The organism is Velazquezella soli, from assembly GCF_977018685.1.
Genome location: NZ_CDRNXF010000005.1, coordinates 32010 through 55241, shown reverse-complemented (window position 1 = coordinate 55241; position 23232 = coordinate 32010). Strand labels below are relative to the sequence as shown.

Below are 23232 nucleotides of genomic sequence, written 5' to 3'. Positions count from 1 at the left end.
CTCGACACACATGCCGGGAAGGCATGTTTTCAGTTGTGCGGCATTCCCTCCGAATCGACCTCCGTTCCACCGCACGATTCGCGCACAAGTAGCCTAACGGGCAGCAGATGATCCTGCCGCCCTTCCTTCTTATCGATTGCATCTATGACCGCTTGCATTGCCAGCTTCCCGAGCTCCTCCCGGGAGCTGTCGACTGTTGTCAACGTCGGGGCAGTAAAGCCACCGAAGGCAATGCCATCGAAACCGACGACGGCGAAATCATCCGGCACCCTCAGCCCGCGCTTGCGCAATCCATGCAAAGCGCCGATCGCGAGCCGGTCGTTATAGGCGAAGAGAGCCGTCGGCGGGACGTCAAGCGCCAGGATGCGGTCAAGGGCGAGGACGCCGCCTGACAGCGAATTCTCGGTCACCACAACGAGATCTTCATCGAATGGCAGACCAGCCTCGGAAAGCGCATGCAGATAGCCATCGATACGGTCGTGTCCGCCATGCGAACTTCGCAGCGCCTGGGTAAAGTGTGCGATGCGCCGATGTCCAAGCGAAATGAGGTGGCGGGTGGCGATATATCCACCTCTCTCAAGATCGACGCGGACGCTTTGAATTTCCGGTGCGGGGCTAGGCTCCTGCAGCACGACAACGCCGACACCGCGCTTTACGAGAGCAGGTAGTTCCGGAGCAGCGCAGTTATTGTGTCCTGCGACGATGATCCCGTCGTAAGCCGCCCCTTGCAACAAGAGCGCAGTGTGAAACTCGCTCAGTTCGTTGCGGGACGAAATGATCGTGACCGAATATCCGCGCAAACTGGCTTCCGCTTGCGCCGCACTCGCGATCTCTAGGAAGTACGGATTCTCCAAGGTCGGCAGAATGAAAGTGATGATCTTGGTGCTGCGCTGCCGCAGGCTTCTGGCGGCATGATTGGGCGTGTAGCCCAACTGGGCAGCGGCGGACATCACGCGTTCCCGTGTCTCCGGAGAAATGCGCACGGCACTATCCCGGCCATTGAGCACGAGGGAAATGGTCGCTTGGGAGACACCCGCGAGGCGTGCGACATCAGCGCTTGTCGGTGCAGCGGCGGCCGAATGTTCACCCGTGGACTTGCGGTTCATCGCGGACCCTACACTTGCTAAATCGTATTAGCTAATACGTATTAGCTTGAGCGACGGGCTGTCAAGCCCTCACATGGAGGCGAAAACAATCGCATCGTCGCGTCCTTTCTGGAAGGGAATAGGTGACCGTCGGAGGTAGCTTTTGTTGCCTTCAGCGTATGGGAGATCCGCTTCACGGTCTCGCCTACAGCGGGATGCTGAGGAGGCTCCGGACCCAATGGCTTTGCATGATCTTGAAAAAGCCCGTCCCCAGTAAGTGGCTCCTTCAAATCGAGAGCTATATGGTAGGGTCACTTGCAGCTGGGAGGATCGACGAGCAAACGTTCCTCGCCTCCGTTGCTGCGGCCACGTTCAGGTTTCTGCGAGGGCGCGATACGCTCGTGCGCCAACACACCCACCGTTCGACGGGTCTTGCACGATTTATTGTGCTAGCAACGTGATCATGACGTGGGTAATGGCTTGAGCTTAGAGCGGCGGCAGCGTTCAGAACAGTACTTCACGTCGCTCCAGTTCTTGGCCCACTTCAGCCTCCATGCAAAAGGTTTTCCGCATGTCGCACACGTTTTTATCGGCAGATCCGCTTTCTTGACCATTCTCGCCATATGGATCCTCTCCTATTCAACGTGTTTACGAAATGCGAACGAACCACTCGCCGCTCAGTTACCGAAGTGGCAATTCCACGAGCCCTACCCTATCTGGGGGTAGCAATCAGCGATTGGAAGCATCCGACTTCCAACTCTTTTCATGTCCGCTCGAGCTATTTCCGTTCACTTTACGTTCCGCCCGTTCTATGACAGGCCGGTTTGCCATGTTTGAGACAGTGGATGATCAACCGATCGACTTTTGAATTTCTAGAGGAAGCCTCCAGTAATCACGGCGCCGAGTGGCTCGACGACAACCGAGCTAGACTTGATTGCGCGCGCCGCGACTTAATTGAATTCACCCTAGCGTTGGCTAATAGCACAGGGTCGATCGACAAGCGCGTAGATGAGGCCAACCGAGATCCCCGCAAATGTTTGAGTGCCGCGTCTATCTCGAAAGGCACCTGCTGCATCACGTTGCGAGTTTCGCCTTCGAAGAACGCAGCCGCGACATATTACATGCAAATCTCTCCGCACAGCTCATACAGCGGAGGCGGAGCGCTGCTACCCCCGCCACGGCTTGCCCGCATTTTGCGGCAAACAATCGCAAGCCACACCGGCAAATGGAGAGGGATCGTCGAGGGTCCATTATTTCGGACATATTTCCCAAATGGTCTGACGGGCGGTCATGATTTGAGCGCCAGCGGGTACGTCAGAAATCACGACGCGCTCGACTTTTTCAATCTCAAAAACTTCGGAGCCTGTCGCAACGTTTCTGACGAGATGCTCGTGTCCTCCAATCTTGTCGAGGAAATAGTAAAATCATTCGCCGCTGCCCGCGCGCTGGTCGATTACATCAATCGGGCAACGACTAAGCTCCCCGAGTCTCGATAACCGGAAGGCTCTTACGCGCAAACTTACTGACCCGAAGCTTATAGAGATGAAAAAGTAGGCTCGCGACTATCAGCACGGTCGGGATGTGCTTGATCGGTTTCCTGTCATTGAGATTGTTTAGGACGCTAACAAGGTGGCCGCAGACGTCTCGGCATTAGAGATTTTGCTTGCGAGCACTTATACGGTAGGGACCGGCTCTCTCCCCCATTACGACAGATTTCCAGGAAAGGGTGATCTCTCGTCGCGCAATCAAGGCATCAACCGCTTCATGGACGGCTGGCATGTAGTCACGCCACTCAAGCGGAGCGTTGTGATCATTTGCAAGGCTGCGCGCAACTTCGCTCGGGCACGTCGTCCCATCAGGTCGACTGACGACAAAACTTAAAATGGTCGATTCCGCATTCGCTCGCATGGCTCGTCCCCATTTAACTGAACTGTCTCGCGGGTCATTTGACAGTTACATTGTCTCAGCAAAGCATCAGGCAAGACCATCTCTGCGCAATATGTCTTACAGCGGTGGTGTTGCGCTGGACGGCTCCGTTTTGAATAAGCGAGAGAGCTACTTCGTTCAGGCAAAGCGATATGGAAAACCGTTCAACCATGCGGCGGCTTTTGACGCTGTCTCAGTTGCCGGGAAACGCAGCGGATCGTTACTCAAGATCTAACCGATGCGCCACCCCGTCATCGCAGAGGCTTTGGAGGCGCCATTGATTGTCAGCTTGGGATACTTGAGCCACTGCTCGATAGCAACAGTGGTAACGAACCTGAAGGCGTCATAGATGGTATTGCTGATCGGACTTGAGGCGAAAACCCGCGTCCGCGTCGCAGGCATCATGACCGGGACGCCGCTGCAGATCTCGACGTTGTCCGAATACGGGGTTGCCGAGCGCACGCCGGCCTTGGCTGCGGAAACCGCTCGGTTGCCGCCCTTGCCGCAACATGCCGGGTTCCAGGCGGAGCCGGTGACTGTTTCGCCTTTGCGCGGCCGTGCCGGACCGGACATTTGACGATGATGTCGTAATGCAGACTGCCGAAAACGACGACAGCGGGGCTGGGTGCGGTCTTAGAAATTTGTCTTTCCGTCTGGAGGCGACGGCCGCCATAGTCTTTTCTGGATTTTCCCAAAATTGCCTATTGCACATCACCGGTCGCCGAAGTCCCGCCGCCAGGCGCAAGTAAATGTAAACGCTCGTTTATTTGCTCCGCATCCGGCCAAATCAAAGCCTCTGACCAATCGCGCGCGCCGCCCTTCATATGGCTCAAAGGTTTTCCTTGAGTAGAATTTCGATGCGGATCTTTTCCTGTGCGGCGAGCGGCTCGCGGGCATCCGAGCGGGCGCGCATGATGCGAATTGCACTGCGCACCGCATGGCCCGGATCCTGTGCGATCACGGCATCGATACGGTCGTCCCGGAGCGCCTGTTCGGTGAAGGGAGTTCGCTCGTGGACAACCACGGCAATGGTGCCGAGATCGACGTTTCCGGCAGCAGCCAGGATCGGCACGCGAGCCTCTGCGCTCAGCACGTAGATTCCGGAAACATCGCGATTGCCGGCCAACACGCGGGCCATCACCTGCTGGCTACGTGCCTCGTCGGCGTGGGTTTCGATGGACGGCAGACAGGTCAGATGCGGAAAGGCGCTGTTGATCACGTGGTCGAAGCCAAGGCGGCGCTGGATGCTGTCGAGCGACTGCATGGTTTCCGCGATCACCATGACCTTTCCCGGATGGGAACCCGCAAGCATGCCCATCAGCTTGCCCGCACTCGCACCCGCCGCAAAGTTGTCGATACCGACGAAATCAGCCTCTGGCAGCTTTTCCTGCCCGGACAGGAATTGCACCACCTTGATGTTGCGCTGGAGAAGCCGCGCCATGGCGTCACGCACCTGAGGCGATTCGGGCGCCATGACGGCCACGCCGTCGACCTCCTCCTTGTCGAGGCTGGAGAGGAGCTTTGCCACGCCGTGCGCATCGTCGATCCCGATCTGGCGGTAGGCAATCTCGGTGAGGTCGCCCTTGAGCGCATCGGTCAGCTCTTCAACGTGCCGCAGGAGCTCCTTGAGGTATAGATCGCCGCTTGCCGGAAGCAGGAAGAGAAAGCGGTACACCTTGTTGCGGGCAAGGCTGACAGCCGCCGGATTTCGAACGAAGCCGATCCGCTCGATTGCGTCATTGACCAGCCGGGCGGCCTTCGGGCTCACATTCGGTCGTTCGTTCAAGACACGATCGACCGTTGCAAGGCTGACGCCTGCAGCCTCGGCCAGATCCTTCGCTGTTGGACGCATGACGACTTCCCATGATTTCCGCCTTCCAGAGCTTTCCTTCAAAACATCAGCAAACGCAAGAATTGATGTGCGCACCTCAAAAATCACTTGCTTTGAGGTGCGCACATCAATTAGCCTCCATCTGGGTTCGGGAGAGGCATCCATTACACCCCGTTCCGCTGGAGGAGGCCGGCCAGAGATTAGGGTCCGGAGCCGGCATTTGGCCCGCAAGGGCGTTTCGCCATCCGCAGGAGACCGGACGGCGCTGGGAGGATGACATGATGAAATCGCTTTACGTGAAAGGTCTGCTTGCTGCCGGAACGGTCGCCTGTTCGATGGGTTTCGGCACTATGATGGCGCATGCCGACGAAAAAGAACTGACGCTCTGCTGGGCAGCATGGGACCCGGCAAACGCACTCGTCGAACTCAGCAAGGGCTTCGAGGCGTCGTCCGGCATCAAGATGAAATTCGAGTTCGTCCCGTGGCCGAACTTCGCCGACCGCATGCTCAACGAACTCAACTCGGGCGGAAAGCTCTGCGATCTGATGATCGGCGACAGCCAGTGGATCGGCGGCGCCGCCGAGAACGGTTGGTATGTGAAGCTCAACGAGTTCTTCGACAAGGAAGGCATCAAGATGGATGCCTTCGTTCCGGCAACCGTCACGGGTTATTCCGAATGGCCGAAGAACACCCCGAACTACTGGTCGCTGCCAGCCTTCGGGGACGTGGTCGGCTGGACCTACCGCAAGGACTGGTTCGAGCGGCCCGAAATTAAGACAGCCTTCAAGGATAAGTTCGGTCGCGACCTGACGCCGCCCGCAACCTTCGACGAACTGAAGCAGGTCGCCGAATTCTTCCAGGGCCGCAAGATCGACGGCAAGACTGTCTACGGCGCCTCGATCTATACCGAACGTGGCTCGGAAGGCATCACGATGGGCGTGATGGACGTGCTTTACAGCTATGGCTTCAAGTACGAAAATCCGAAAAAACCATATGATATGAAAGGCTTTGTCGATTCCGAGGGCGCCGTGAAGGGCCTCGAATTCTACAAGTCCCTCTATGATTGCTGCGTCGCACCGGGCACATCCAACACCTACATGGGCGAAGGCATCGACGCCTACAAATCGGGCCAGGTCGCCATGCAGATGAACTTCGCCTTTACCTGGCCGGGGTTCGAGGCTGATCCGAATGTCGGGAGCGGAAAGACTGGCTATCTCGTCAATCCCGCAGGGCCCGGTGGCGAGAAGTTCGCCCAGCTCGGCGGCCAGGGCATTTCGGTCGTCGCCAACACCGACAACATGGACGGCGCACTGGGCTACATCAAATGGTTCGCCCAGAAGGATGTACAGGACAAATGGTGGTCCATGGGCGGCTTCTCGTGCCTTCGCGCCGTCGTCGAAGACCCGAATTTTGCCAAGAGCCAGCCCTATGCGCAGACCTTCCTCGACAGCATGGCGATCGTAAAGGACTTCTGGGCCGAGCCGTCCTATGCGACGCTGCTGCAGGCATCGCAGAAGCGGTTCCACGACTATGTCGTCGCTGGCAATGGCACCGCGAAGGAAGCTCTGGACGGGTTGATTGCCGACTGGACGGAAACGTTCGAGGACGAAGGCAAGCTCTGACAGAAGAAAAGCCTGGCTCCTGGACCTGATCCGGGGGCAGTGCCCTTAATCTCTCCCCCGGCAATGCCGGGGGAAAGTCCAAAGCCAGCGTTGCCGCCGGCACATCTTCGAAACCCTCAAGCCTGCCGGCACAACCCGAGCTTTGCCTTGTTGCCTCACCGGCCACGGCACCGCATGCGGTTGCCCTTTGGAAACGCCACACGGATCCGGACGATGACCGACACACCCGCAGACCGCCTCGCCCGTGCGACGCCACAACCGGTTGCCAGACGCATCCGGGGCTTAAGCGACAGGGCCATCGCCTGGATCTTCGTAGCACCCACGATCTTCTTGCTTCTGTCGGTCAACATATTTCCGCTGATCTGGACGATCCGCCTGTCCTTCACGAACTTTGCCGCGAACAAGCCGAACGCGGAGGTGAAATGGGTCGGATTGCGCAACTACACGCGCATCCTCACCGACGCCGACACTTGGGCGAACATGCAGACGACCGCCCATTTCCTCATCTGGACGATCACCTTCCAGGTGCTGATCGGCTTCTCCCTGGCATGGCTGATCAACCGCAAGTTCAAGGGCAACGACCTGGTGACGACGCTGATCGTCATCCCGATGATGCTCTCGCCCGCCGTGGTCGGCAACTTCTGGACCTTCCTTTACCAGCCGCAGATCGGCCTCGTGAACTACGCCGTCGAATTCCTGACCGGCATTCCCGCCGACAGCTTCTCGATGCTTGGCCCCGGTGGCTGGGCGCGCTGGGCGATCGTCATCGTCGACACCTGGATGTGGACGCCCTTCGTCATGCTGATCTGCCTCGCCGGACTGCGCTCCATCCCCGATTACATCTATGAAGCAGCGGAAGTCGACCGCGCATCGAAGTGGCGGCAGTTCTGGACGATCACGCTGCCAATGGCACTGCCATTCCTAATGCTTGCAGTCCTGTTCCGCGGCATCGAGAACTTCCGGATGTTCGACCTCGTGGTCCTCCTCACCGGCGGCGGGCCGGGGGACGAGACGCTGCTCGCCTCGATCGACCTCAAGCGCGAGGCCTTCGAGAAATGGCGGACCGGCTATTCCAGCGCCTATGCAATTGTCCTGTTCGTCACGGTATTCGGCCTCGCCTCCATCTACGTGAAGGCCCTGAACAAGGTTAAGGAACGATGAGCGCCCATTCCGTCACCGAACCGTCGCCTGCCTCGAAGTGGATTGCCGGCATCTTGGTCGGACTATATGCGGTGATCACGCTGATCCCGCTCATCTGGATCATTTCGACGAGCTTCAAGTCCGGCCCGGATTCGATCAGCTATCCGCCGAAGGTCGTCTTCCAGCCGACGCTTGAAGGCTACGTGAACCTCTTCACGACACAGTCGCGCCCCTCGGCGGAAGACCTCGCCAAACTGCCGGCACCCACCACGTGGTATGACACGATCACACGGGAAAGGGGCATGATCATTTCGGGCCCGTCGCGCTTCGGGCAACGGTTCCTGAACTCGGTCATCATCGGCTTTGGCTCGACATTCCTGTCGATCTTCCTCGGGACGCTGGCAGCCTACGCCTTCAGCCGCTTCAAGGTGCCGCTCAAGGATGACCTCCTGTTCTTCATCCTGTCGACACGCATGATGCCGCCGATCGCCGTCGCAATCCCGATTTACCTGATGTTCCGTCAGTTGGGGCTTTCGGATACGCACCTCGGCATGATCCTGCTTTATACGGCGGTCAACCTGTCGCTGTCGGTCTGGCTGCTCAAGGGATTTATTGACGAAATCCCGCGCGAATACGAAGAAGCGGCACTAATCGATGGCTATACCCGCTTCCAGGCCTTCTACAAAGTCGTCCTGCCGCAGGCGGCAACAGGCATCGCCTCGACCGCGATCTTCTGCCTGATCTTCGCCTGGAACGAATATGCTTTCGCAGTCCTGTTGACGAGCGGCAATGCCCAGACGGCGCCCCCCTTCATCCCGACCATCCTGTCGGTTGGCGGCGGTATCGACTGGCCGGCCGTTGCGGCTGCAGCGACACTGTTCCTGCTGCCCGTGATCATCTTCACCGTGCTGCTGCGCAAGCATCTGCTGCGCGGCATCACCTTCGGAGCCGTGCGCAAATGATGAACTTCCTTGCCCGCCTGCGCCGGTTCCGGCGACCCGAATGGGAGATGTTCGCCTCGGCGCTGATCGCGCTCGGCGTGATCATGCTCATGCAGCCGCTTTCGCTGACACTCTTTACCTTCTCCTTTCCGGTGACGCTGATCGGAACCGTCATGTTCATCGTCGTCAGTCATTTTCCGGAGTAAGTCATGGCCCAGATTCGCGTTGAAAACCTGCGCAAGGACTTCGGTGCCTTCAATGCGGTGAAGTCGTCCAGCTTCACCGTCGAGGATGGAGAGTTCTTCATGCTGCTCGGCCCGTCCGGCTGCGGCAAGACGACGACGCTGCGGATGATGGCCGGCCTGGAACTGCCGACCAGTGGCGAGATCTATATCGGCGGCGAAGAGGTCGGCATGAAGCGCGCGAGCGAGCGCGACATCGCCTTCGTCTTTCAGATGTTTGCGCTTTATCCGCACATGAACGTGCGCAAGAACATCTCCTATCCCCTGGTCAGCCAGGGGATATCGCGCTCCGAAGTCGATCGCCGCGTATCGGAAGTCGTCCGCATCCTGCAGATTGAATCCATCCTCGACAAACCGGTCGGCGGGCTTTCGGGCGGCGACCGCCAACGCGTCGCACTCGGCCGCGCGATCGTGCGCCAGCCGAAGGCCTTCTTCATGGACGAGCCCCTCGGCGCGCTCGATGCGGAGTTCCGCGAGCATATGGCAGAGGAGCTGCGCGCCCTGCACGACCGCATGGGGGCGACCACCGTTTATGTCACCCACGACCAGCTGGAAGCCATGCAGATGGGCGACAAGATTGTCGTCATGAACCATGGCGTGATCGAACAATTCGGCAAGCCCCAGCAGATCTATGACTGGCCGGCAACCAAGTTCGTGGCGAAATTCATCGGCTCGCCGCCGATGTCGTTCCTGGAATTCGAAGGTGCGATCGACGACGGGGGCAACGCGGTGACGATCGGTGGATCCCGCATCGAGGTTCCCAAATCCCGCGAAGGCCGCAAGGGTGCGCTCACGCTCGGCGTCAGGCCGGAACACGTCCACCTGTCGGACGCAGCCGGTCTTCGCGGACGGGTGGCCGCCGTCGAATATCTCGGCACCACACAGATCGTCACGATCGAGACGGCCCATGGCGAGATCAAGGCGCGGACGGCGTCGAGCGATGCCATCAGGACGGACGTTCCCGTCGGGCTTGAATTCGATCGCCGCTCACTCACCCTGTTTGATGCAAAGAGCGGGATGGCACTGGTGTCCGAAGGCAATGAAGGAGTCCTCGCCCATGGCTGAAGTCGTCCTCTCCAGCATCTGCAAATCGTTTGGCACCACCCGCGCGCTCGACGACGTGGTGATGACCGTACCGGACGGCGCATTCGTGGTGCTTCTCGGTCCGACCGGAGCCGGCAAGACCACGCTGCTGCGCTTGGTTTCCGGACTCGAAACGCAGGACAGCGGCGACATCAGGATTGGCGGACAGTCCATGGCGGGGCTGACGCCCGCACAGCGCAATGTCGCCATGGTCTTCCAGCAATATTCCCTCTACCCGCACATGACCGTGCGGCAGAACCTCGAATTTCCGCTGAAGTCGCCGCTGTTGCGCACGCCGCAGGCGGTGATCGACCAGAAGGTGAAGGCAATCGCCGAGGTCCTGCAGATCGCCCACAAGCTGGACAACCGGGCAACGGCCCTTTCGGGCGGCGAGATGCAGCGCGTGTCGATCGGCCGGGCGCTGGTCCGCAATCCGCAGATCTATCTCATGGATGAGCCGCTGAGCTCGCTCGATGCGAAACTCCGCGCCGACCTTCGGGTCGAACTGAAGAACATCCAGGCCCGGTCCGGCGCCACCTTCCTCTACGTGACGCATGACCAGATCGAGGCGATGACCATGGCAACCCATGTCGGCGTGCTCAAGGAAGGACGCCTCGTGCAGTTCGGTTCGCCGCGCGAGATCTACGAGGCGCCGGTCAGCATCTATGCCGCGACCCGGCTAGGCCAGCCGCGCATCAACGTGCTCCCCGCACACCTCTTCCCCGGAGCATCGGCGGGGGCCCATACGATCGGGCTTCGGCCCGAGCATATTCTCCAGGGAGAAGGGCAGGAAGCCAAGGTGGTCCGGGTGGAGCATCTCGGCGATCAGACGCGTCTTCATCTCATACTTGGGGAATATCCGATCATCACCGTCACCGATGCCCACACCGCCCTCAAGGGCGGCGACATCATCAAAATCCAGCCGCACCAGCCGATCTATTTCGATGCGGCCGGAATGCGTCTCGTCTAAGGGAGGGTCTCATGTCTCAATTCCTCAACAGCCGCGAAAATGCCGTCACCGAGGCGATCGATGGCATGCTCATGGCCTCGGCTGGAGCGCTGAGCCGCCTCGACGGCTATCCGCACATCCGCGTCGTGTTGCGATCCGACTGGGACAAGTCGAAGGTCGCGATTGTCTCGGGCGGCGGATCCGGCCATGAACCGGCCCATGCCGGTTTCGTCGGTCGCGGCATGCTGACAGCCGCCGTCTGTGGTGATGTCTTCGCCTCGCCAAGCGTTGACGCTATTCTAACCGCGATCCTCGCGGTGACTGGCCCGCTCGGTTGCCTGCTGATCGTCAAGAACTATACAGGCGACCGGCTGAACTTCGGTCTTGCGGCTGAACGCGCCCGTGCCTTCGGGCTGAATGTCGGCATGGTGATCGTGGACGATGACATCGCGCTCCCCGATCTGCCGCAGTCCCGCGGTGTGGCGGGCACGCTCTTCGTCCACAAGATCGCCGGTGCGATGGCGGAAAACGGCGCAAGTCTTGATGCCGTCATCGACACTGCGCGGCGGGTGATCGCCAATACCCGCTCGATCGGCATTGCACTCGACACCTGTACCGTGCCGGGCTCGCCGAAGGAAAAACGCATTCCCGAAGGTCACGCCGAACTCGGCCTTGGCATCCACGGCGAGGCGGGTGTAGAGCAGATCGAGTATGACGGCGTGCGCGGCGCCGTGGCCGCCATGGTGGACCGGCTTGCGGCGGGCATGGAGGACAAGCCGCATGTCGCGCTTGTCAACAATCTCGGCGGCACCTCCGTGCTGGAAATGGCCGTGGTCGTCAACGAACTGGTTCAATCGGCGATCGGCGCGCGCCTCTCGCATATCGTCGGGCCGGCTGCGATGATGACCTCGCTCGACATGCAGGGCTTTTCGATTTCCCTATTGCCGGCGGAAAAGGCCGATCTCGACTTGCTGGCCAAGCCGGTCGGCCTTGCAGCATGGCCAGGCGTGACAGCGATGCGACCCGTCAACGTCATCGCCCTGCCCGATGGACTGACCCCGATCGCGCCGCTTGCCTCGCAGCATCTGCCGACCCGTCAATTCCTCACAGAGTGCTGCAAGCTCCTGATCGAGGCGGAAAAGGATCTTAACGCGCTCGATGCCAAATCCGGCGACGGCGATACCGGCTCGACCCTTGCAAGCGCCGCGCGTGCCCTGATCGAGGCCCTCGATCGGCTACCGCTTGCAGATCACACGCAGCTCTTCCGCGCCATGGGCCAGGAACTCAGCCAGACCATGGGCGGCTCTTCCGGCGTCTTGCTCGCCATCTTCTTTGCCGCGGCAGGCGATGGGGCCTCAAGTGGGCTTGGCATGCGCGACGCGCTCAAAGCTGGCCTTGCCCGCATGCAGGAAATCGGCGGCGCAGAGCTCGGCGACCGCACCATGGTCGATGCGCTCTCGCCTGCACTGGACGCCTATGACAAGGGTTTTGCAGCAGCGGCCAGTGCAGCCCGCGCCGGCGCCAACCTGACCGCAACCTATCTCAGCGCACGCGCAGGCCGGGCGGCTTACATAAATGCCCGGCAGCTCGAAGGTCACATCGATCCCGGCGCGGAGGCCGTCGCGCGTCTCTTCGAGTTTCTTTCCCTTCGACATAGCAGGTCGGAGGGCAAACCCGCGGAGTGACGGCGTGAGCCAGGGATCGGCGCGGCGGGAGCCATCTGACATCCTGCCGACAAGGTGTTCTCATCCTCAATCGCTTAATCCACTGTCACCTCCCCAGGTTGATGGACAAAACAAAGAAGTCTTCAGAAGAACCGCAGGTTGCCTGCGGTCTCAAATGGCAGTGTGGTGAACCATTTCGAGATCGCTGCCCTCCACAGGACGGTGCTCATGCGGCGCTCGCGGCTTTGGTGCACTGCAGTACCCAAATGGACACGACGGAATGAACGAACTGGAGAAGACGTATTTCCCTCACATTGGGGGATGACGACATGTGCGCTTGCCAATCCCCTGGTTTACTAGGTCTCCTGGGGTTTTGTCCCGCCACGCGCCTGAGGCGACGTCTCCCCCGGTCAGCACCAATTCACCCGCTTTCGGGGGAGGTCCGCCGCAACGCAAAACACCCGCAGCTTATCGCTACGGGTGTTTTGAGATGATTTGGTTGCGGGGCCCGAGTGCACCGTGACTTGTAAAATCGACCACCTTGAACGGAATCGGACCGGCTACCCCGGAGTTCACTAACTTTGAGGCATTGTTGTTCTTTAGTTGGGCAACGACTGAGCTCCGGAACGGACGGAATGGGCCGTGAGAAGACTATCAGCTATAGGGACTTCTCTCGCAGAAAGCAGCCACCAGCGAAGCCTAACTCCCGAGGACCACGGCCGAGGTTGAAGTCGGAACAGCGCTCCACGAGAACATCGCTGGACCGTCAGCGCCAGAAGCGGATGCCCGCGCTGGCGCTATCCACGTCCATTTCGGGATCGCACGCTGTCTGTTGGACATCCAGACGTCCTCGCTGACTTGATCTCGGATGCAGATCACTGGGATCGAGACACCGTCAGAAACGCATGGAAAAGCCCAATACCGGGCCATGCTGGGTAACGTCCCAGCGAAATTTGTTTCCGGTGAAATCGTCCGTTTCGTAGTCTTGCGAAAGCACACGATACCCAACGCGCAAAATCGTTGGATGATTAAACATGTAGGTCCGGTATCCGAGATAGGCCTGGGCATTTACTGCGAGCTTCGAACCAATATCGAACCCGCCAATGTCGGCTTCGCCGGCCAGGTTCCACCGGTCGGAAAGGTCTGTGCTCAGACGCATGCCCACGAACGGGTCAAGCCAGTCCGCAGACTTGTTTGCCGAGGTGAAGCCTGCATCAGCATGCGCTTCGAGTTTTGTCCAACGGATGCCGACCGTAGGCTCGACGGTGAAATGCCGCGGTTCACCAAACACTGTGTCGCCCCCAAGTGCGAGGTCGTAGACGCGGTAGTAAGCGCCGGCTGCCAGAATAGTCGTCTTGATCTTCAAGCCGACCTCGAAGTCGGCGAGATCCTCGTCCTGGCTCGTCTGAACGTACTGTCCATCAAAGTAGAAGCCGAAAAGTCCGTTCGTCACTTCGACATTGCCCATGGCCGCAAGATCGAGGTGTTTGAAAATATCCGAAAACGGAATATCGACATTGCTATCCAAACCTGCCAGCGACGCATCGCCATCCAGGGACGCAGCCCAGACATAGGGACTGACGATGATGCTCCATTCACGGTCAGCAAGTAGATCAGTCGCCTGATCTTCGGCGGATGCCGGAAGCGACAATGCGAGCGTAAGTCCGGCCGCGAGAACGATGTTGTAAAACATAGGTTTCTCCCATCGGAACCTGTGCGTACTTCCACGATATCACTATAGTTTTTGCTTGCAAGCAGTGGTTATTCACGCGTAACCTATTTCGACTTTTCGTGGAAAACTGAATGCGGGCGTATGCTTGTGTCGTGATGCTCGCGGAGGGGGGAAGCATGAGATTTCGGTTTGGCACCAAGTACGATCATCTCACCAGCGACCTGCCGTGCAAATGTTGCGATCCCGTATTGCAGACGCTCACGCACCGAATGAATGCCGATCTCCGGCGCCGCGGATTTTTCGTCGGCGCCGCTGCGATGCTGGCGGGGTTCGGGCTGGCGGGTCTGCCGAGCGCCGCGCAGGCTCAAGCAACGCCGACAATAGCCGTGTTGTTCGAAAACGTGCGCATATTTGACGGTATGTCGGAAACGTTGTCCAATCCATCCAATGTGTTGGTGATCGGAAACCGGATAACGTCGATTTCACCGTCACCGATCCAGATTCCAGCCGACCTTTCCGTCACGCGCATAGCGGGCGGTGGGCGAACACTGATGCCGGGCATGATCGACGCGCATACCCACATCATGTTTGCGACCGTTCCCCAATTGGCCGTCCTGACGTCTGACATCGGCTTCATCAATGTCGCGGCAGTGAAGGCGGCCAACGACACCTTGATGAGAGGGTTCACCTCAATTCGCGATATGGGCGGCCCCTGCTTCGGGTTGAAGCGCGGCATCGATGCCGGGCTCGTTCCGGGGCCCAGGATCTGGCCATCGGGTGCGTTCATTTCGCAAACGGGTGGCCACGGCGACTTCAGGCTTCCGATCGACCTCCCCGCGCGGCCGGACGATTTCACCTACAGTGAGCGTGTGGGCGGCTCGGCCATTGCCGACGATCCCGGCACGGTCCGAAAGCGCGCCCGCGAACAACTGGCACTCGGCGCGTCGCAGATCAAGATCATGGCCGGTGGAGGCGTGTCATCCGCGTTCGACCCGCTCGATGTGACGCAGTTCACGCTTGAGGAAATGGAAGCGGGCGTTGGCGCTTCGGAGAACTGGGGGACCTATGCGACGGTTCATGCCTATACGCCAAAAGCAGTCGCCCAGGCGGTCGCCGCTGGCGTTCGGTGCATAGAGCATGGCAACCTGCTCGACGACGAGACGGCGGCCCTGCTCGCGGAAAAAGGTATCTGGTGGTGCCTACAGCCCTTTCTGGACGATCAGGATGCTACGCCCTTTGCCGAGGGGTCGCCAAACAGACGCAAGCAACTGGAGATGTTTTCCGGCACCGACGCCGCCTACGCGCTTGCCAAGAAGCACAAGGTCAAGACGGCCTGGGGTACCGACACGCTGTTCGATGATAGGGCAGCCGCGCGGCAGGGTGCACAACTCACAAAACTCGCCCGCTGGTACAAGCCTGCCGAAATCCTGAAGATGGCGACGGGGGACAATGGCCAGCTACTCGCGCTCTCCGGCCTTCGGAGCCCTTACGAAGGCAAGCTGGGCGTGGTTCAGGAAGGCGCACTCGCCGACTTGTTGCTGGTCGACGGCGACCCGATTGCGGACATCGCCTTGATCGAGGACCCGGCGAAAAACTTCCTTGTGATCATGAAGGATGGGCAGTTGAACAAGAACATTGCTGCGTAGATCAGTTCGTCCTCTGGCCGTCCCCTCCCACGGAGATTATTGGATCACGCCGAAATCGGTCACTTGGCAAACCGCGCCTTGAGTTGCTCGACCACCGAGTGATCCATATTGGGCGGATCGGTCAATGCGATCCAACTGTCGATGTAGTCCTCCGGTGCATAGACGTGGCCAAACCCCATTGGCGATGTTGTGCCGATCGCCATGTCAAATGTCAGTTGCAGCATGGTCACCACTGGAAACCACCTGAGCCGCGGCGAGACATCCGGGCCTCTTTCCCCCTTCATCCAATCCGGCTCCTTGAACAACGAAGCAGTTTCAAAAAAGACGATCGGGTCACTAGCATATTGCAAGTAGACAAACCGTATCGGTCCCCAGGACGCATCAAACTGGACAGGAGGGGATGCCTGGTTCGCAAAGCGCACCAAGGAACCATCGCGAAACCTGGGAAGCCACGCAGGCGAAAGGTCTTGCCGCTGATCTGTGATTGTGCGCCATCTTTGACTGCGGAATGGGGGACCGGTCCAAAGTGCTCCCTGGAACGGATCGGCCACAACATCATAGATGTCCGTCGATAGCTGCGAATTGAGCGCACCGAGGCTCAAGCCATACAGATAAAGCTTCGGCCGCCGTTCACGCGGAAGCGTTTTCCAGTGGCTGTAGACTTCGGTGAACAATGCCCTCGCCGCAGCCTGACCATTGTCCGGCTCCACCATCAAAGACAACCAGCTCGCAAGATAGGAATATTGGAGCGCGACGCTGGCCACATCGCCGCGGTGAAGAAACTCGAGCGTGTCCATGGCGGCTGGATCAACCCATCCGGTTCCTGTCGGGACGATAATGACGAGGATCGACCGATCGAAACCGCCCTGTCGCTGAAGCTCTCTCAGGGCGAGCGCGGCTCTTGCTTCCACCGTCTCGCCGTTGTTGAGCCCGACATAGGCGCGGATCGGCTTTTCGGCTGTCTGCTGCCAGAACGCGCCGACGTCGGGCGCAGTGGGGCCAGAGCTGACAAAACGGCGCCCCTGCAGTCCAAGGCCCTCCCACGACACCAGTGAAGATGCGCTCCCGGTTTTCGCCTGGTCGGTCGGTTCAGGAGTGTCGTCGTCAATCAGCGCGTCCACTTTCTGGAACGAGGCATCCGTTGCGTCCAGCGCCCATCGCAGCAGCAGCCCCTGCCCGGCAGTCCAGAACAACAGGGCGGCCAGGGTCACGCCTAGGGCGTTCGCCACCCGTCGAGGAACGTACCTGTTGATCCACCCCGAAAGACCGCGAGCCGCAAGCTGAAAGACACGTCCTGTAAAGAGCAGCACGGCGAAGGCGAGGATGGCAACGGCAGCCAGTTTCAAAGGTTCAGCGCTATCGAGCGCATCCATGCCCCAAAGCAAGCGAATGGAGTTTTGCCATTCGACCGCGTGCCAGAGAAAAACACCCAGGATGGCAATGGCAGCGATGAGGAATGCGACCTTCAGGGGTCGTTCCCTGCTCGAGGCGCGAGGAAGTTCCAGGTAGCGCCAAAGCCAAGCCACTGCCACGCCCGCCATATAGCCCACGGCGGCGCAGACGCCCGAAAGCGCTCCTTGCACCAGGTAAGACCGAGGCAAGAGACTTGGAGTGAGAGAGGCAGCAAAGAAAACAAGCGCGATGAACGTGCCTGTGTGGGACAAAGAACCAAGAAAACGTCGGACCATTTGGTACATCAAACCGCTCCTAACCGGAGTTTCGCTACCCATAGCATCACATCGCGGGAAATCGTCGCCGGCATCATTGCCCTATGCTCAAAGCTGATTTTGCGGTGCGTGCTCGAAGGCGTCGACACCTAATAGGAGATGGCTGTTCTTGCTGCCCTCAAGCCGCATCTGATCAAGGGATACCTGTTCGGACTGCCCATGAGCGATAGGGATGCCAGCCAACTCATCGAAAGTCAGCGGCAATTAAATGCAAATCAAACAGCATTACAAATCCAGTCAGCTCGAGGGATCAAGATTTGAACCCTTCACTGGATCCGACAGCGTAGTCTCCCCGTTTCAGAAGCTGAGACAAGTGTTTCACAAAGCTGTTGGCGGCTTGTCATCGAATGCGCAGCGAACGACTGGTTACGGGATTTAGGTCCAAGGTCGCGAATGACCGATTGGCGGGGCGCGGTGCGGAAATTATTCCCGCATGCGGCCCGAAGCGTCTACCGGCGATCGTAGCGGCGTGCCGCTACGATCGGTTTTTGAGGCATTGATACAGGTGATCCGACTGCTGACTGCGGCATCTTCTATTCGGCTACGTCGATGACGATTTTCCCAAATGCTCCTCGATCCAAATGGTCGAAGGCCGCTGGAAGATCGGCCAGAGAATAGCAGGAGTTCACAACAGGGACGATACGCGTCTGATCGATCGCTCTAACGAACCTTTCCAGCGCCGTCCTGCTCCCAGTTCCAATACTTAATCGGGAAGCGCCCTGTCCGAGACCGACGACTTCTCCGGCGAGGTCCGAGCCCGGCGTGAAAGGGAAGGTGAGAGGAAGTCCTCGTCCTGTCTCGACAACCATCTTGTCGCGGTAATTCAGTGCGACCGCGTTCACTTTTATCAAGACCTCTTTCGGACCAGGTTTTGGCACTTCGACATCGTTCAGTTTCAGGTTCTGCCTGCCAACCGCGTCAATTTCCCAGCGCTTCATCGTCGCATCTCCGCTCGTTTCGGAAGACGACTGCGACCCGATAGTTCATCGGTCCGTTCACCCTGTCTTCTGTCACAGTTATGCAGCATGGCGATTGTGGTTGAATATGGTATCAATTCGGCATGACGTATTGCCTTTGAGGATCATAATGGACGGTGCGGAATTTTCCCAACTCAAGGCCTTTGTCGCAGTCTGCGATGAGCGGGCGTTCGGCCGTGCTGCAAAACGGCTGGCGATATCGCCTTCTGCTTTGAGCCGCATCGTCCGCGCGTTAGAGAGCCGTCTCGGGATACGCCTCCTTAATCGAACCACCCGCAGTGTCGGGCTGACGGAAGCGGGAAGCGTGCTCTACGATCGCATCAAGCCGATGATGATGGGGATGGATGACGCCGTCTCGGCCGTCGGAGCCTACCAGAGTGAGCCGAAGGGCGTGGTTCGTGTCAATCTGCCGAGCATTGCCGCGCAGATTGCGGTTCTGCCAAGACTGCGCCAGTTCCGTCTTGCCTATCCTGAGGTCCGCCTTGATCTGGTGATAGACAACGATATCACGGATGTCGTTGCGGAAGGTTTTGACGCGGGCGTTCGGATTGGAGGGCAAATCAGCCGGGATATGATCGCTGTCCGGATCACGCCCGATCTGCGTATGGCGGTTGTGGGCGCACCCTCTTATTTTGCTAATCGGCCGCCGCCCCAGGCGCCAGCCGACCTCCAGGACCACCTCTGCCTCACTTACAAGTGGAAAAGCACGGGAGCCCTGTACCCATGGCGGTTCGAAGGTGCAGATGGCGTCCTCGATGTTGATGTCGAGAACGTCGTTACCGTCAACGATACGGAGCTACTCCTTTCAGCAGCTCGCGAGGGACTTGGACTGGCTTACCTCATCGAGGACCTGGTGGAACCCTATTTGAAAACCAACGAACTCATGCGAGTGCTCGAACCGGCTTGCAAGCTCTTCCCCGGCTTCTATCTCTACTACTCGGAACGCTCTCACATGGCCGCATCTGTTCGGGCATTCATCGATTTCATGAAAGCCAGGAGCTCTTAGACGATCGGCCGATGCGAAAGATTGCTTCCCAGCCTTTCAGAAGGAGCGACCAGTAATTCACCGTTTTGACCCGACCGCATCGCGCGACATTAAGGAAGATGGTGTTGACCGACGGAGGGAAAGGCAGGATGGCGGAAAATGAGTTTGCGATAGACCAATGTCATACGCACGCCTTCTGCGATCAATCTCTCGCTTTGAGCACGAAAGGACACGCTCGACGGTTTAGGCGCTATGAAGGTGATCCGGTTGCTGGTAGCACGTTGCATCACATAGGAATGATCATGACCCTGGACGAATCAAACCAAATCATCGTCAACGCTTTTAAGAATAACAAGTTTGGCGTATCACCGACTTCAACACGCGGTGCTGTGCAAAACTTTTCGAAGAAGCATGGCCTCGAAGGTGCCGAATTCACAGAGGCCCTCGCTTCAGCGATAGCAAGCGGCCTTATCGCACCCATGGCGGACTCAGCGCTCACAATTAGAAATGCCGGCCGAGCCATGCTGCCTGCGCGCTAATCCTGTCTGCTTATCTGCTGGTGCGGGCAAGGCTGCGACTTGCGATAGGTGGGAGTGGTCTGATGATTACCCGTTTGCTGGAAGTCGGATGTGAACGACCATTTCGCGGTGATCAGGCCGTCGGGCAGTAAGCGGGTGATCGAGTTCAAGCAGGCGCAACCACGATCGAAGGTCGTCGAGGGCGGTGTGTCTCGACCGCTCCCAGGACCTGGTGGATGCTTTTCCTGAGCGAGGCTTGTCTTCTCAATTTCCACCGTCTGATCCCGCTTTGTGGTGGCCGAAAGCCTCTTGAAAAGCCGGCAGCACCGACGAAAGGAACTAAAATCGCGCAACAGCCGTTCTTCAAGTGAATAGAAGATCGGTTCTCAGATGCGCAACGTCGCCAAGCTCGCCTCCATCGTCTCCTTCAGCAGTCTCATGTTTGCCGCTTTCGTGGCCCCTGCCAATGCGTTTCAGTTCCCTGAGCCCCAGGCGAACGCAGAAGCTTTCGGTGGGAACTCGGTCTCGGCATATGCCGAGAATGGACAAGGTTCGGCGACCGCGAATTCCTCCAAGCTGTCGCCGAGCGAAGTCCGACATATTACATGGTGCGCCGCCCGGTATCGGCTGAGCTACGATGCAGTCAACGATGTCCACATCGGCGAAGGCGGCGTCCAGTCGAAGTGTATATCTCCCAGATAATGTATTAGCGGCACCTTGACAGCTTTCGTCGCAGCAACAATTTCGTTCAATTATATCAACGACGTCACGCCCAAATGGATTTATCCAGACCGTGTTCTCTGTTGCTAGCAAGGCATGACAGAAATGTCATCTTGCGTCGCTTCCTCTACAGTCGACGCATTATGGCAGCACGACGAAGTCGTGGCCGCCCTCGCGGAACTGGCCGACCATCTGATGCCGGGGCTTCATTGCGAACATAAGGCTTGAGGCCGATCTCGCATTCTCCGGATTCACCTAGCCACCAATCTCGATCTCAAACGGAGCGTGCAGAACCGTGAGTTTCGGGAGGATCTCTATTTCCTTCTGGCGGCCTTCCCAATCGAGTCGGTGCCGCTGCGGGACCGCCGGGAAGACATTCCCCTCGCTCAGAATTTCGTGGGACGCCAGAGCGTCGCCAACCGGCGCGAGTTGACGCTGTCGAACGACAACTCCAGACGCTGCAGCAATATGCCTGGCCTGGCAATGTCCGCGAGTTTTAGAACGCGATCGAATGGGCCTCCATTTTGTCGCGACAGGGCCGCATGGATTTCCACCTCCCGGACGCAACCGCACCCCGCAAGGCGCAGCCTTGACCGTCCGATGCGGCTGGAGCGGTCCTCACGGAAGCCGAGACGCGCCAGCGCGGCCGGGACAATATCAGCAATGCCCTGCAGCACAGCGGCGCCAAGGTCTCCGGGAAGGTAGGCGGCGCCGAACTGCTGGACATGAAGCCGACAACGCTTGATCCGAAGATGAAAGCGCTCGGCATTGTCTGACGGCTCGGGGAAGAGGATCACGAGTGCAGGTATGGCTGGAGACCTCGCTCTAGCCTAGCAAGCAAGGTAACACTTAACGAAAAACACCCGCAGCTTATGGCTACGGGTGTTTCGCGATGATTTGGTTGCGGGGGCCTGATTGCACGGAGACTTGCATAAAGACCGCGTCGAGAGGCTAAAAATAGCCCTTTTGTGGGGTAAGCAAATCATGGAACTGAACCGCGCCGGGTTTGCCGGAGGCTCCAACTTCTGAGAAAGTGGAGCCATCATGAGCAAGACGACAAACCAATTTTCACCTGAAGTCCGCAACCGTGCCATCGGTATGGTGCTGGACCACGAAGCCGAGCATCCATCACGCTGGGCTGCCGTTTCATCTATCGCTGCCAAGACTGGCTGCTCGCCAGCCACCCTGCACGAATGGGTCAAGAAGACCGAGGTCGACAGTGGTAAGCGAGCAGGCCTGCCGAGCGATGTCGCCGAGAAGATGAAGGCTCTGGATCGGGAGAACCGCGAGCTTCGTCAGGCCAACGAGATTCTGCGCAAGGCTTCGGCCTATTTCGCGATGGCGGAGCTCGACCGCCCCTTCAAACGATGATCTCGTTCATTGACGAACACCGTGGGGTGTTCGGGCAAATGCCGACTATTGGGCCGATCTGCAGGCTTTTGCCGATTGCCCCGTCAACCTACTTCGAGAACGTCGCCATGCGTCTGGATGCGGATCGCCTGTCGGTCCGAGCCCGCAGCGATATCGGCCTGAAGATCGAGATACGCCGTGTGTTCTATGAGAACTGCGAGGTCTATGGCGTGCGCAAGGTCTGGCGGCAGTTACTGCGGGAGGGCTTCGACATCGCCCGCTGCACTGTTGCTCGGCTCATGATGGCAATGGGGCTGCAGGGTATCATCCGTGGCAAGCCGATCCGAACGACGATCAGCGGCAAGGCCGCCCCATGCCCACTCGACCGCGTGAACCGGCAGTTCTTTGCTTCCGCGCCGAACATGCTGTGGTTATCCGATTTCACCTACGTGGCAACTTGGCAGGGCTTAGTCTATGTAGCCTTCGTCATCGATGCCTTTGCACGCCGCATTGTCGGTTGGCGGGCAAGCCGCACGCCCATGCGGGCTTCGTCCTCGATGCCTTGGACCAGGCGCTTCATGATCGGCGGTCCGTCCATCGCGGTGGGCTCATCCACCATTCCGATAGGGGTGTGCAATACGTGTCCATTCGCTATTCCGAGCGACTGGCGGAGGCGGGCATCGAGCCCTCCGTCGGAACTGTTGGCGACAGCTATGACAATGCTCTCGCTGAAACTATCAACGGTCTTTACAAGGCAGAGGTCATTCATCGGCGAGGACCATGGCGCAACTTCGAAGCTGTGGAGTTCGCCACACTCGAATGGGTCGATTGGTTCAACAACCGCCGTCTTCTGGAGCCCATAGGCAACATACCGCCAGCCGAAGCCGAGAAGCAGTATTACGCCAGCCTGGACGCACCAGCAATGGCCGCATAACTTAAACGAAATGGCCTCCGGAAAACCCGGTGCGGTTCACAAAGCGTTTTCATTCAAAAAAGCCTCGACGACAAAATCCATCAGAGCGCGGACATTTCGCGGCAACTGTTGGCGGGTAAGATAGACGAGTTGAACCGCGGCGCCGGGCTCGTCCTGGCCGGTCAAGACCTGCACCAGAGCGCTTATTCCCCGAGTTGTCTAATCTGTTGTTAAGATAATT

General features: G+C 58.8%; 21 protein-coding genes, 3 pseudogenes and 1 other annotated feature. Of the genes and pseudogenes, 14 read left to right on the top strand and 10 right to left on the bottom strand.

Annotation, left to right across the window (positions count from 1 at the left end):
- Window positions 1-29: 29 nt before the first annotated feature.
- Both AC0JZ8_RS20790 and AC0JZ8_RS20785 read right to left on the bottom strand, forming a co-directional pair.
- On the bottom strand, window positions 30-1106 hold the full coding sequence (locus AC0JZ8_RS20790) for a LacI family DNA-binding transcriptional regulator (protein ID WP_471893435.1): 1077 nt from the start codon (window positions 1104-1106) through the stop codon (window positions 30-32).
- A 440-nt stretch (window positions 1107-1546) separates the two neighbouring features.
- A complete protein-coding gene (locus AC0JZ8_RS20785) occupies window positions 1547-1699 on the bottom strand; it encodes a DUF2256 domain-containing protein (RefSeq protein ID WP_342344795.1) in 153 nt (50 codons plus the stop codon).
- Between the two features lie 231 nt (window positions 1700-1930).
- Between AC0JZ8_RS20785 and AC0JZ8_RS20780 the strand changes: the two genes are divergently transcribed.
- Window positions 1931-2581, top strand: coding sequence for a DUF2461 family protein (locus tag AC0JZ8_RS20780; protein WP_062577706.1), 651 nt, complete (start codon window positions 1931-1933; stop codon window positions 2579-2581).
- 154 nt (window positions 2582-2735) lie between these two features.
- On the opposite strand, the gene AC0JZ8_RS20775 is transcribed toward AC0JZ8_RS20780, so the two are convergent.
- The 3 genes and pseudogenes from AC0JZ8_RS20775 to AC0JZ8_RS20765 all read right to left on the bottom strand — a co-directional run bounded on the left by AC0JZ8_RS20775 (window position 2736) and on the right by AC0JZ8_RS20765 (window position 4863).
- Window positions 2736-2993 carry a DUF3253 domain-containing protein gene (locus AC0JZ8_RS20775; RefSeq protein WP_209899692.1) on the bottom strand — a complete coding sequence of 86 codons (258 nt, stop codon included), beginning with the start codon at window positions 2991-2993 and terminating at the stop codon, window positions 2736-2738.
- Between the two features lie 468 nt (window positions 2994-3461).
- Window positions 3462-3652: pseudogene (locus AC0JZ8_RS20770) on the bottom strand (ribokinase); the annotation flags it as partial.
- A 188-nt stretch (window positions 3653-3840) separates the two neighbouring features.
- Window positions 3841-4863 carry a LacI family DNA-binding transcriptional regulator gene (locus AC0JZ8_RS20765; RefSeq protein WP_062460074.1) on the bottom strand — a complete coding sequence of 341 codons (1023 nt, stop codon included), beginning with the start codon at window positions 4861-4863 and terminating at the stop codon, window positions 3841-3843.
- Window positions 4864-5177: 314 nt separating this feature from the next.
- Between AC0JZ8_RS20765 and AC0JZ8_RS20760 the strand changes: the two genes are divergently transcribed.
- The 7 genes from AC0JZ8_RS20760 to AC0JZ8_RS20730 all read left to right on the top strand — a co-directional run bounded on the left by AC0JZ8_RS20760 (window position 5178) and on the right by AC0JZ8_RS20730 (window position 12504).
- A complete protein-coding gene (locus AC0JZ8_RS20760) occupies window positions 5178-6464 on the top strand; it encodes an ABC transporter substrate-binding protein (RefSeq protein ID WP_062578369.1) in 1287 nt (428 codons plus the stop codon).
- Between the two features lie 213 nt (window positions 6465-6677).
- Window positions 6678-7625 carry a carbohydrate ABC transporter permease gene (locus AC0JZ8_RS20755; RefSeq protein WP_062460076.1) on the top strand — a complete coding sequence of 316 codons (948 nt, stop codon included), beginning with the start codon at window positions 6678-6680 and terminating at the stop codon, window positions 7623-7625.
- Complete coding sequence (locus AC0JZ8_RS20750; protein WP_471893434.1) at window positions 7622-8566, top strand: carbohydrate ABC transporter permease; 945 nt, start codon at window positions 7622-7624, stop codon at window positions 8564-8566. Before AC0JZ8_RS20755 ends, AC0JZ8_RS20750 begins: the two co-directional genes overlap by 4 nt.
- Window positions 8563-8751, top strand: a complete 189-nt coding sequence (locus tag AC0JZ8_RS20745) for a hypothetical protein (RefSeq protein ID WP_174197835.1) — start codon at window positions 8563-8565, stop codon at window positions 8749-8751. Before AC0JZ8_RS20750 ends, AC0JZ8_RS20745 begins: the two co-directional genes overlap by 4 nt.
- 3 nt (window positions 8752-8754) lie before the next feature.
- Window positions 8755-9852: an ABC transporter ATP-binding protein gene (locus tag AC0JZ8_RS20740; RefSeq protein ID WP_471893433.1), complete on the top strand. Its 1098-nt coding sequence runs from the start codon at window positions 8755-8757 to the stop codon at window positions 9850-9852.
- The gene (locus tag AC0JZ8_RS20735; protein WP_471893432.1) at window positions 9845-10840 is read left to right on the top strand and encodes an ABC transporter ATP-binding protein; all 996 of its coding nucleotides are present in this window, start codon (window positions 9845-9847) and stop codon (window positions 10838-10840) included. The genes AC0JZ8_RS20740 and AC0JZ8_RS20735 overlap by 8 nt, the downstream gene beginning before the upstream one ends.
- An 11-nt stretch (window positions 10841-10851) precedes the next feature.
- A complete protein-coding gene (locus AC0JZ8_RS20730; protein WP_471893431.1) occupies window positions 10852-12504 on the top strand; it encodes a dihydroxyacetone kinase subunit DhaK in 1653 nt (550 codons plus the stop codon).
- Between the two features lie 874 nt (window positions 12505-13378).
- Here AC0JZ8_RS20730 and AC0JZ8_RS20725 read toward each other — a convergent pair.
- Window positions 13379-14176, bottom strand: coding sequence for a porin family protein (locus tag AC0JZ8_RS20725; RefSeq protein WP_062463101.1), 798 nt, complete (start codon window positions 14174-14176; stop codon window positions 13379-13381).
- A gap of 155 nt (window positions 14177-14331) precedes the next feature.
- Between AC0JZ8_RS20725 and AC0JZ8_RS20720 the strand changes: the two genes are divergently transcribed.
- Window positions 14332-15801, top strand: a complete 1470-nt coding sequence (locus AC0JZ8_RS20720; RefSeq protein ID WP_471893430.1) for a metal-dependent hydrolase family protein — start codon at window positions 14332-14334, stop codon at window positions 15799-15801.
- A 59-nt stretch (window positions 15802-15860) separates the two neighbouring features.
- Here the strand turns inward: AC0JZ8_RS20720 and AC0JZ8_RS20715 are convergent, their stop codons facing one another.
- Together AC0JZ8_RS20715 and AC0JZ8_RS20710 are read right to left on the bottom strand one after the other, a co-directional pair.
- The gene (locus AC0JZ8_RS20715; RefSeq protein WP_113110403.1) at window positions 15861-17498 is read right to left on the bottom strand and encodes an alpha/beta-hydrolase family protein; all 1638 of its coding nucleotides are present in this window, start codon (window positions 17496-17498) and stop codon (window positions 15861-15863) included.
- A 563-nt stretch (window positions 17499-18061) separates the two neighbouring features.
- Window positions 18062-18466, bottom strand: coding sequence for an alcohol dehydrogenase catalytic domain-containing protein (locus AC0JZ8_RS20710; protein ID WP_471893429.1), 405 nt, complete (start codon window positions 18464-18466; stop codon window positions 18062-18064).
- A gap of 148 nt (window positions 18467-18614) precedes the next feature.
- Here AC0JZ8_RS20710 and AC0JZ8_RS20705 point away from each other — a divergent pair, with 148 nt between their 5' ends.
- The 4 genes and pseudogenes from AC0JZ8_RS20705 to AC0JZ8_RS20690 form a co-directional block, all read left to right on the top strand.
- A complete protein-coding gene (locus AC0JZ8_RS20705; protein ID WP_471893428.1) occupies window positions 18615-19511 on the top strand; it encodes a LysR family transcriptional regulator in 897 nt (298 codons plus the stop codon).
- Window positions 19512-19792: 281 nt separating this feature from the next.
- Complete coding sequence (locus tag AC0JZ8_RS20700; protein ID WP_162728301.1) at window positions 19793-20029, top strand: hypothetical protein; 237 nt, start codon at window positions 19793-19795, stop codon at window positions 20027-20029.
- Between the two features lie 369 nt (window positions 20030-20398).
- Complete coding sequence (locus AC0JZ8_RS20695) at window positions 20399-20710, top strand: BA14K family protein (RefSeq protein ID WP_174196950.1); 312 nt, start codon at window positions 20399-20401, stop codon at window positions 20708-20710.
- Between the two features lie 258 nt (window positions 20711-20968).
- Window positions 20969-21061: pseudogene (locus AC0JZ8_RS20690) on the top strand (sigma 54-interacting transcriptional regulator); the annotation flags it as partial.
- A gap of 53 nt (window positions 21062-21114) precedes the next feature.
- On the opposite strand, the gene AC0JZ8_RS20685 reads toward AC0JZ8_RS20690, so the two are convergent.
- Window positions 21115-21525 carry a hypothetical protein gene (locus AC0JZ8_RS20685; RefSeq protein WP_209899727.1) on the bottom strand — a complete coding sequence of 137 codons (411 nt, stop codon included), beginning with the start codon at window positions 21523-21525 and terminating at the stop codon, window positions 21115-21117.
- 247 nt (window positions 21526-21772) lie between these two features.
- Here AC0JZ8_RS20685 and AC0JZ8_RS20680 point away from each other — a divergent pair.
- A pseudogene (locus AC0JZ8_RS20680) lies at window positions 21773-23012 on the top strand (IS3 family transposase).
- Window positions 22054-22182, top strand: a sequence feature (AL1L pseudoknot). It overlaps the preceding pseudogene by 129 nt.
- A 36-nt stretch (window positions 23013-23048) precedes the next feature.
- Here AC0JZ8_RS20680 and AC0JZ8_RS20675 read toward each other — a convergent pair.
- Complete coding sequence (locus AC0JZ8_RS20675; RefSeq protein ID WP_471893427.1) at window positions 23049-23177, bottom strand: hypothetical protein; 129 nt, start codon at window positions 23175-23177, stop codon at window positions 23049-23051.
- Window positions 23178-23232: the final 55 nt, after the last annotated feature.

Coding starts and splice junctions, on each gene's coding strand:
- AC0JZ8_RS20790 (WP_471893435.1), bottom strand. CDS start 1,106: ATGAACCGCAAGTCCACGGGTGAACATTCGGCCGCCGCTGCACCGACA.
- AC0JZ8_RS20785 (WP_342344795.1), bottom strand. CDS start 1,699: ATGGTCAAGAAAGCGGATCTGCCGATAAAAACGTGTGCGACATGCGGA.
- AC0JZ8_RS20780 (WP_062577706.1), top strand. CDS start 1,931: ATGATCAACCGATCGACTTTTGAATTTCTAGAGGAAGCCTCCAGTAAT.
- AC0JZ8_RS20775 (WP_209899692.1), bottom strand. CDS start 2,993: ATGCGAGCGAATGCGGAATCGACCATTTTAAGTTTTGTCGTCAGTCGA.
- AC0JZ8_RS20765 (WP_062460074.1), bottom strand. CDS start 4,863: ATGCGTCCAACAGCGAAGGATCTGGCCGAGGCTGCAGGCGTCAGCCTT.
- AC0JZ8_RS20760 (WP_062578369.1), top strand. CDS start 5,178: ATGGGTTTCGGCACTATGATGGCGCATGCCGACGAAAAAGAACTGACG.
- AC0JZ8_RS20755 (WP_062460076.1), top strand. CDS start 6,678: ATGACCGACACACCCGCAGACCGCCTCGCCCGTGCGACGCCACAACCG.
- AC0JZ8_RS20750 (WP_471893434.1), top strand. CDS start 7,622: ATGAGCGCCCATTCCGTCACCGAACCGTCGCCTGCCTCGAAGTGGATT.
- AC0JZ8_RS20745 (WP_174197835.1), top strand. CDS start 8,563: ATGATGAACTTCCTTGCCCGCCTGCGCCGGTTCCGGCGACCCGAATGG.
- AC0JZ8_RS20740 (WP_471893433.1), top strand. CDS start 8,755: ATGGCCCAGATTCGCGTTGAAAACCTGCGCAAGGACTTCGGTGCCTTC.
- AC0JZ8_RS20735 (WP_471893432.1), top strand. CDS start 9,845: ATGGCTGAAGTCGTCCTCTCCAGCATCTGCAAATCGTTTGGCACCACC.
- AC0JZ8_RS20730 (WP_471893431.1), top strand. CDS start 10,852: ATGTCTCAATTCCTCAACAGCCGCGAAAATGCCGTCACCGAGGCGATC.
- AC0JZ8_RS20725 (WP_062463101.1), bottom strand. CDS start 14,176: ATGTTTTACAACATCGTTCTCGCGGCCGGACTTACGCTCGCATTGTCG.
- AC0JZ8_RS20720 (WP_471893430.1), top strand. CDS start 14,332: ATGAGATTTCGGTTTGGCACCAAGTACGATCATCTCACCAGCGACCTG.
- AC0JZ8_RS20715 (WP_113110403.1), bottom strand. CDS start 17,498: ATGTACCAAATGGTCCGACGTTTTCTTGGTTCTTTGTCCCACACAGGC.
- AC0JZ8_RS20710 (WP_471893429.1), bottom strand. CDS start 18,466: ATGAAGCGCTGGGAAATTGACGCGGTTGGCAGGCAGAACCTGAAACTG.
- AC0JZ8_RS20705 (WP_471893428.1), top strand. CDS start 18,615: ATGGACGGTGCGGAATTTTCCCAACTCAAGGCCTTTGTCGCAGTCTGC.
- AC0JZ8_RS20700 (WP_162728301.1), top strand. CDS start 19,793: ATGACCCTGGACGAATCAAACCAAATCATCGTCAACGCTTTTAAGAAT.
- AC0JZ8_RS20695 (WP_174196950.1), top strand. CDS start 20,399: ATGCGCAACGTCGCCAAGCTCGCCTCCATCGTCTCCTTCAGCAGTCTC.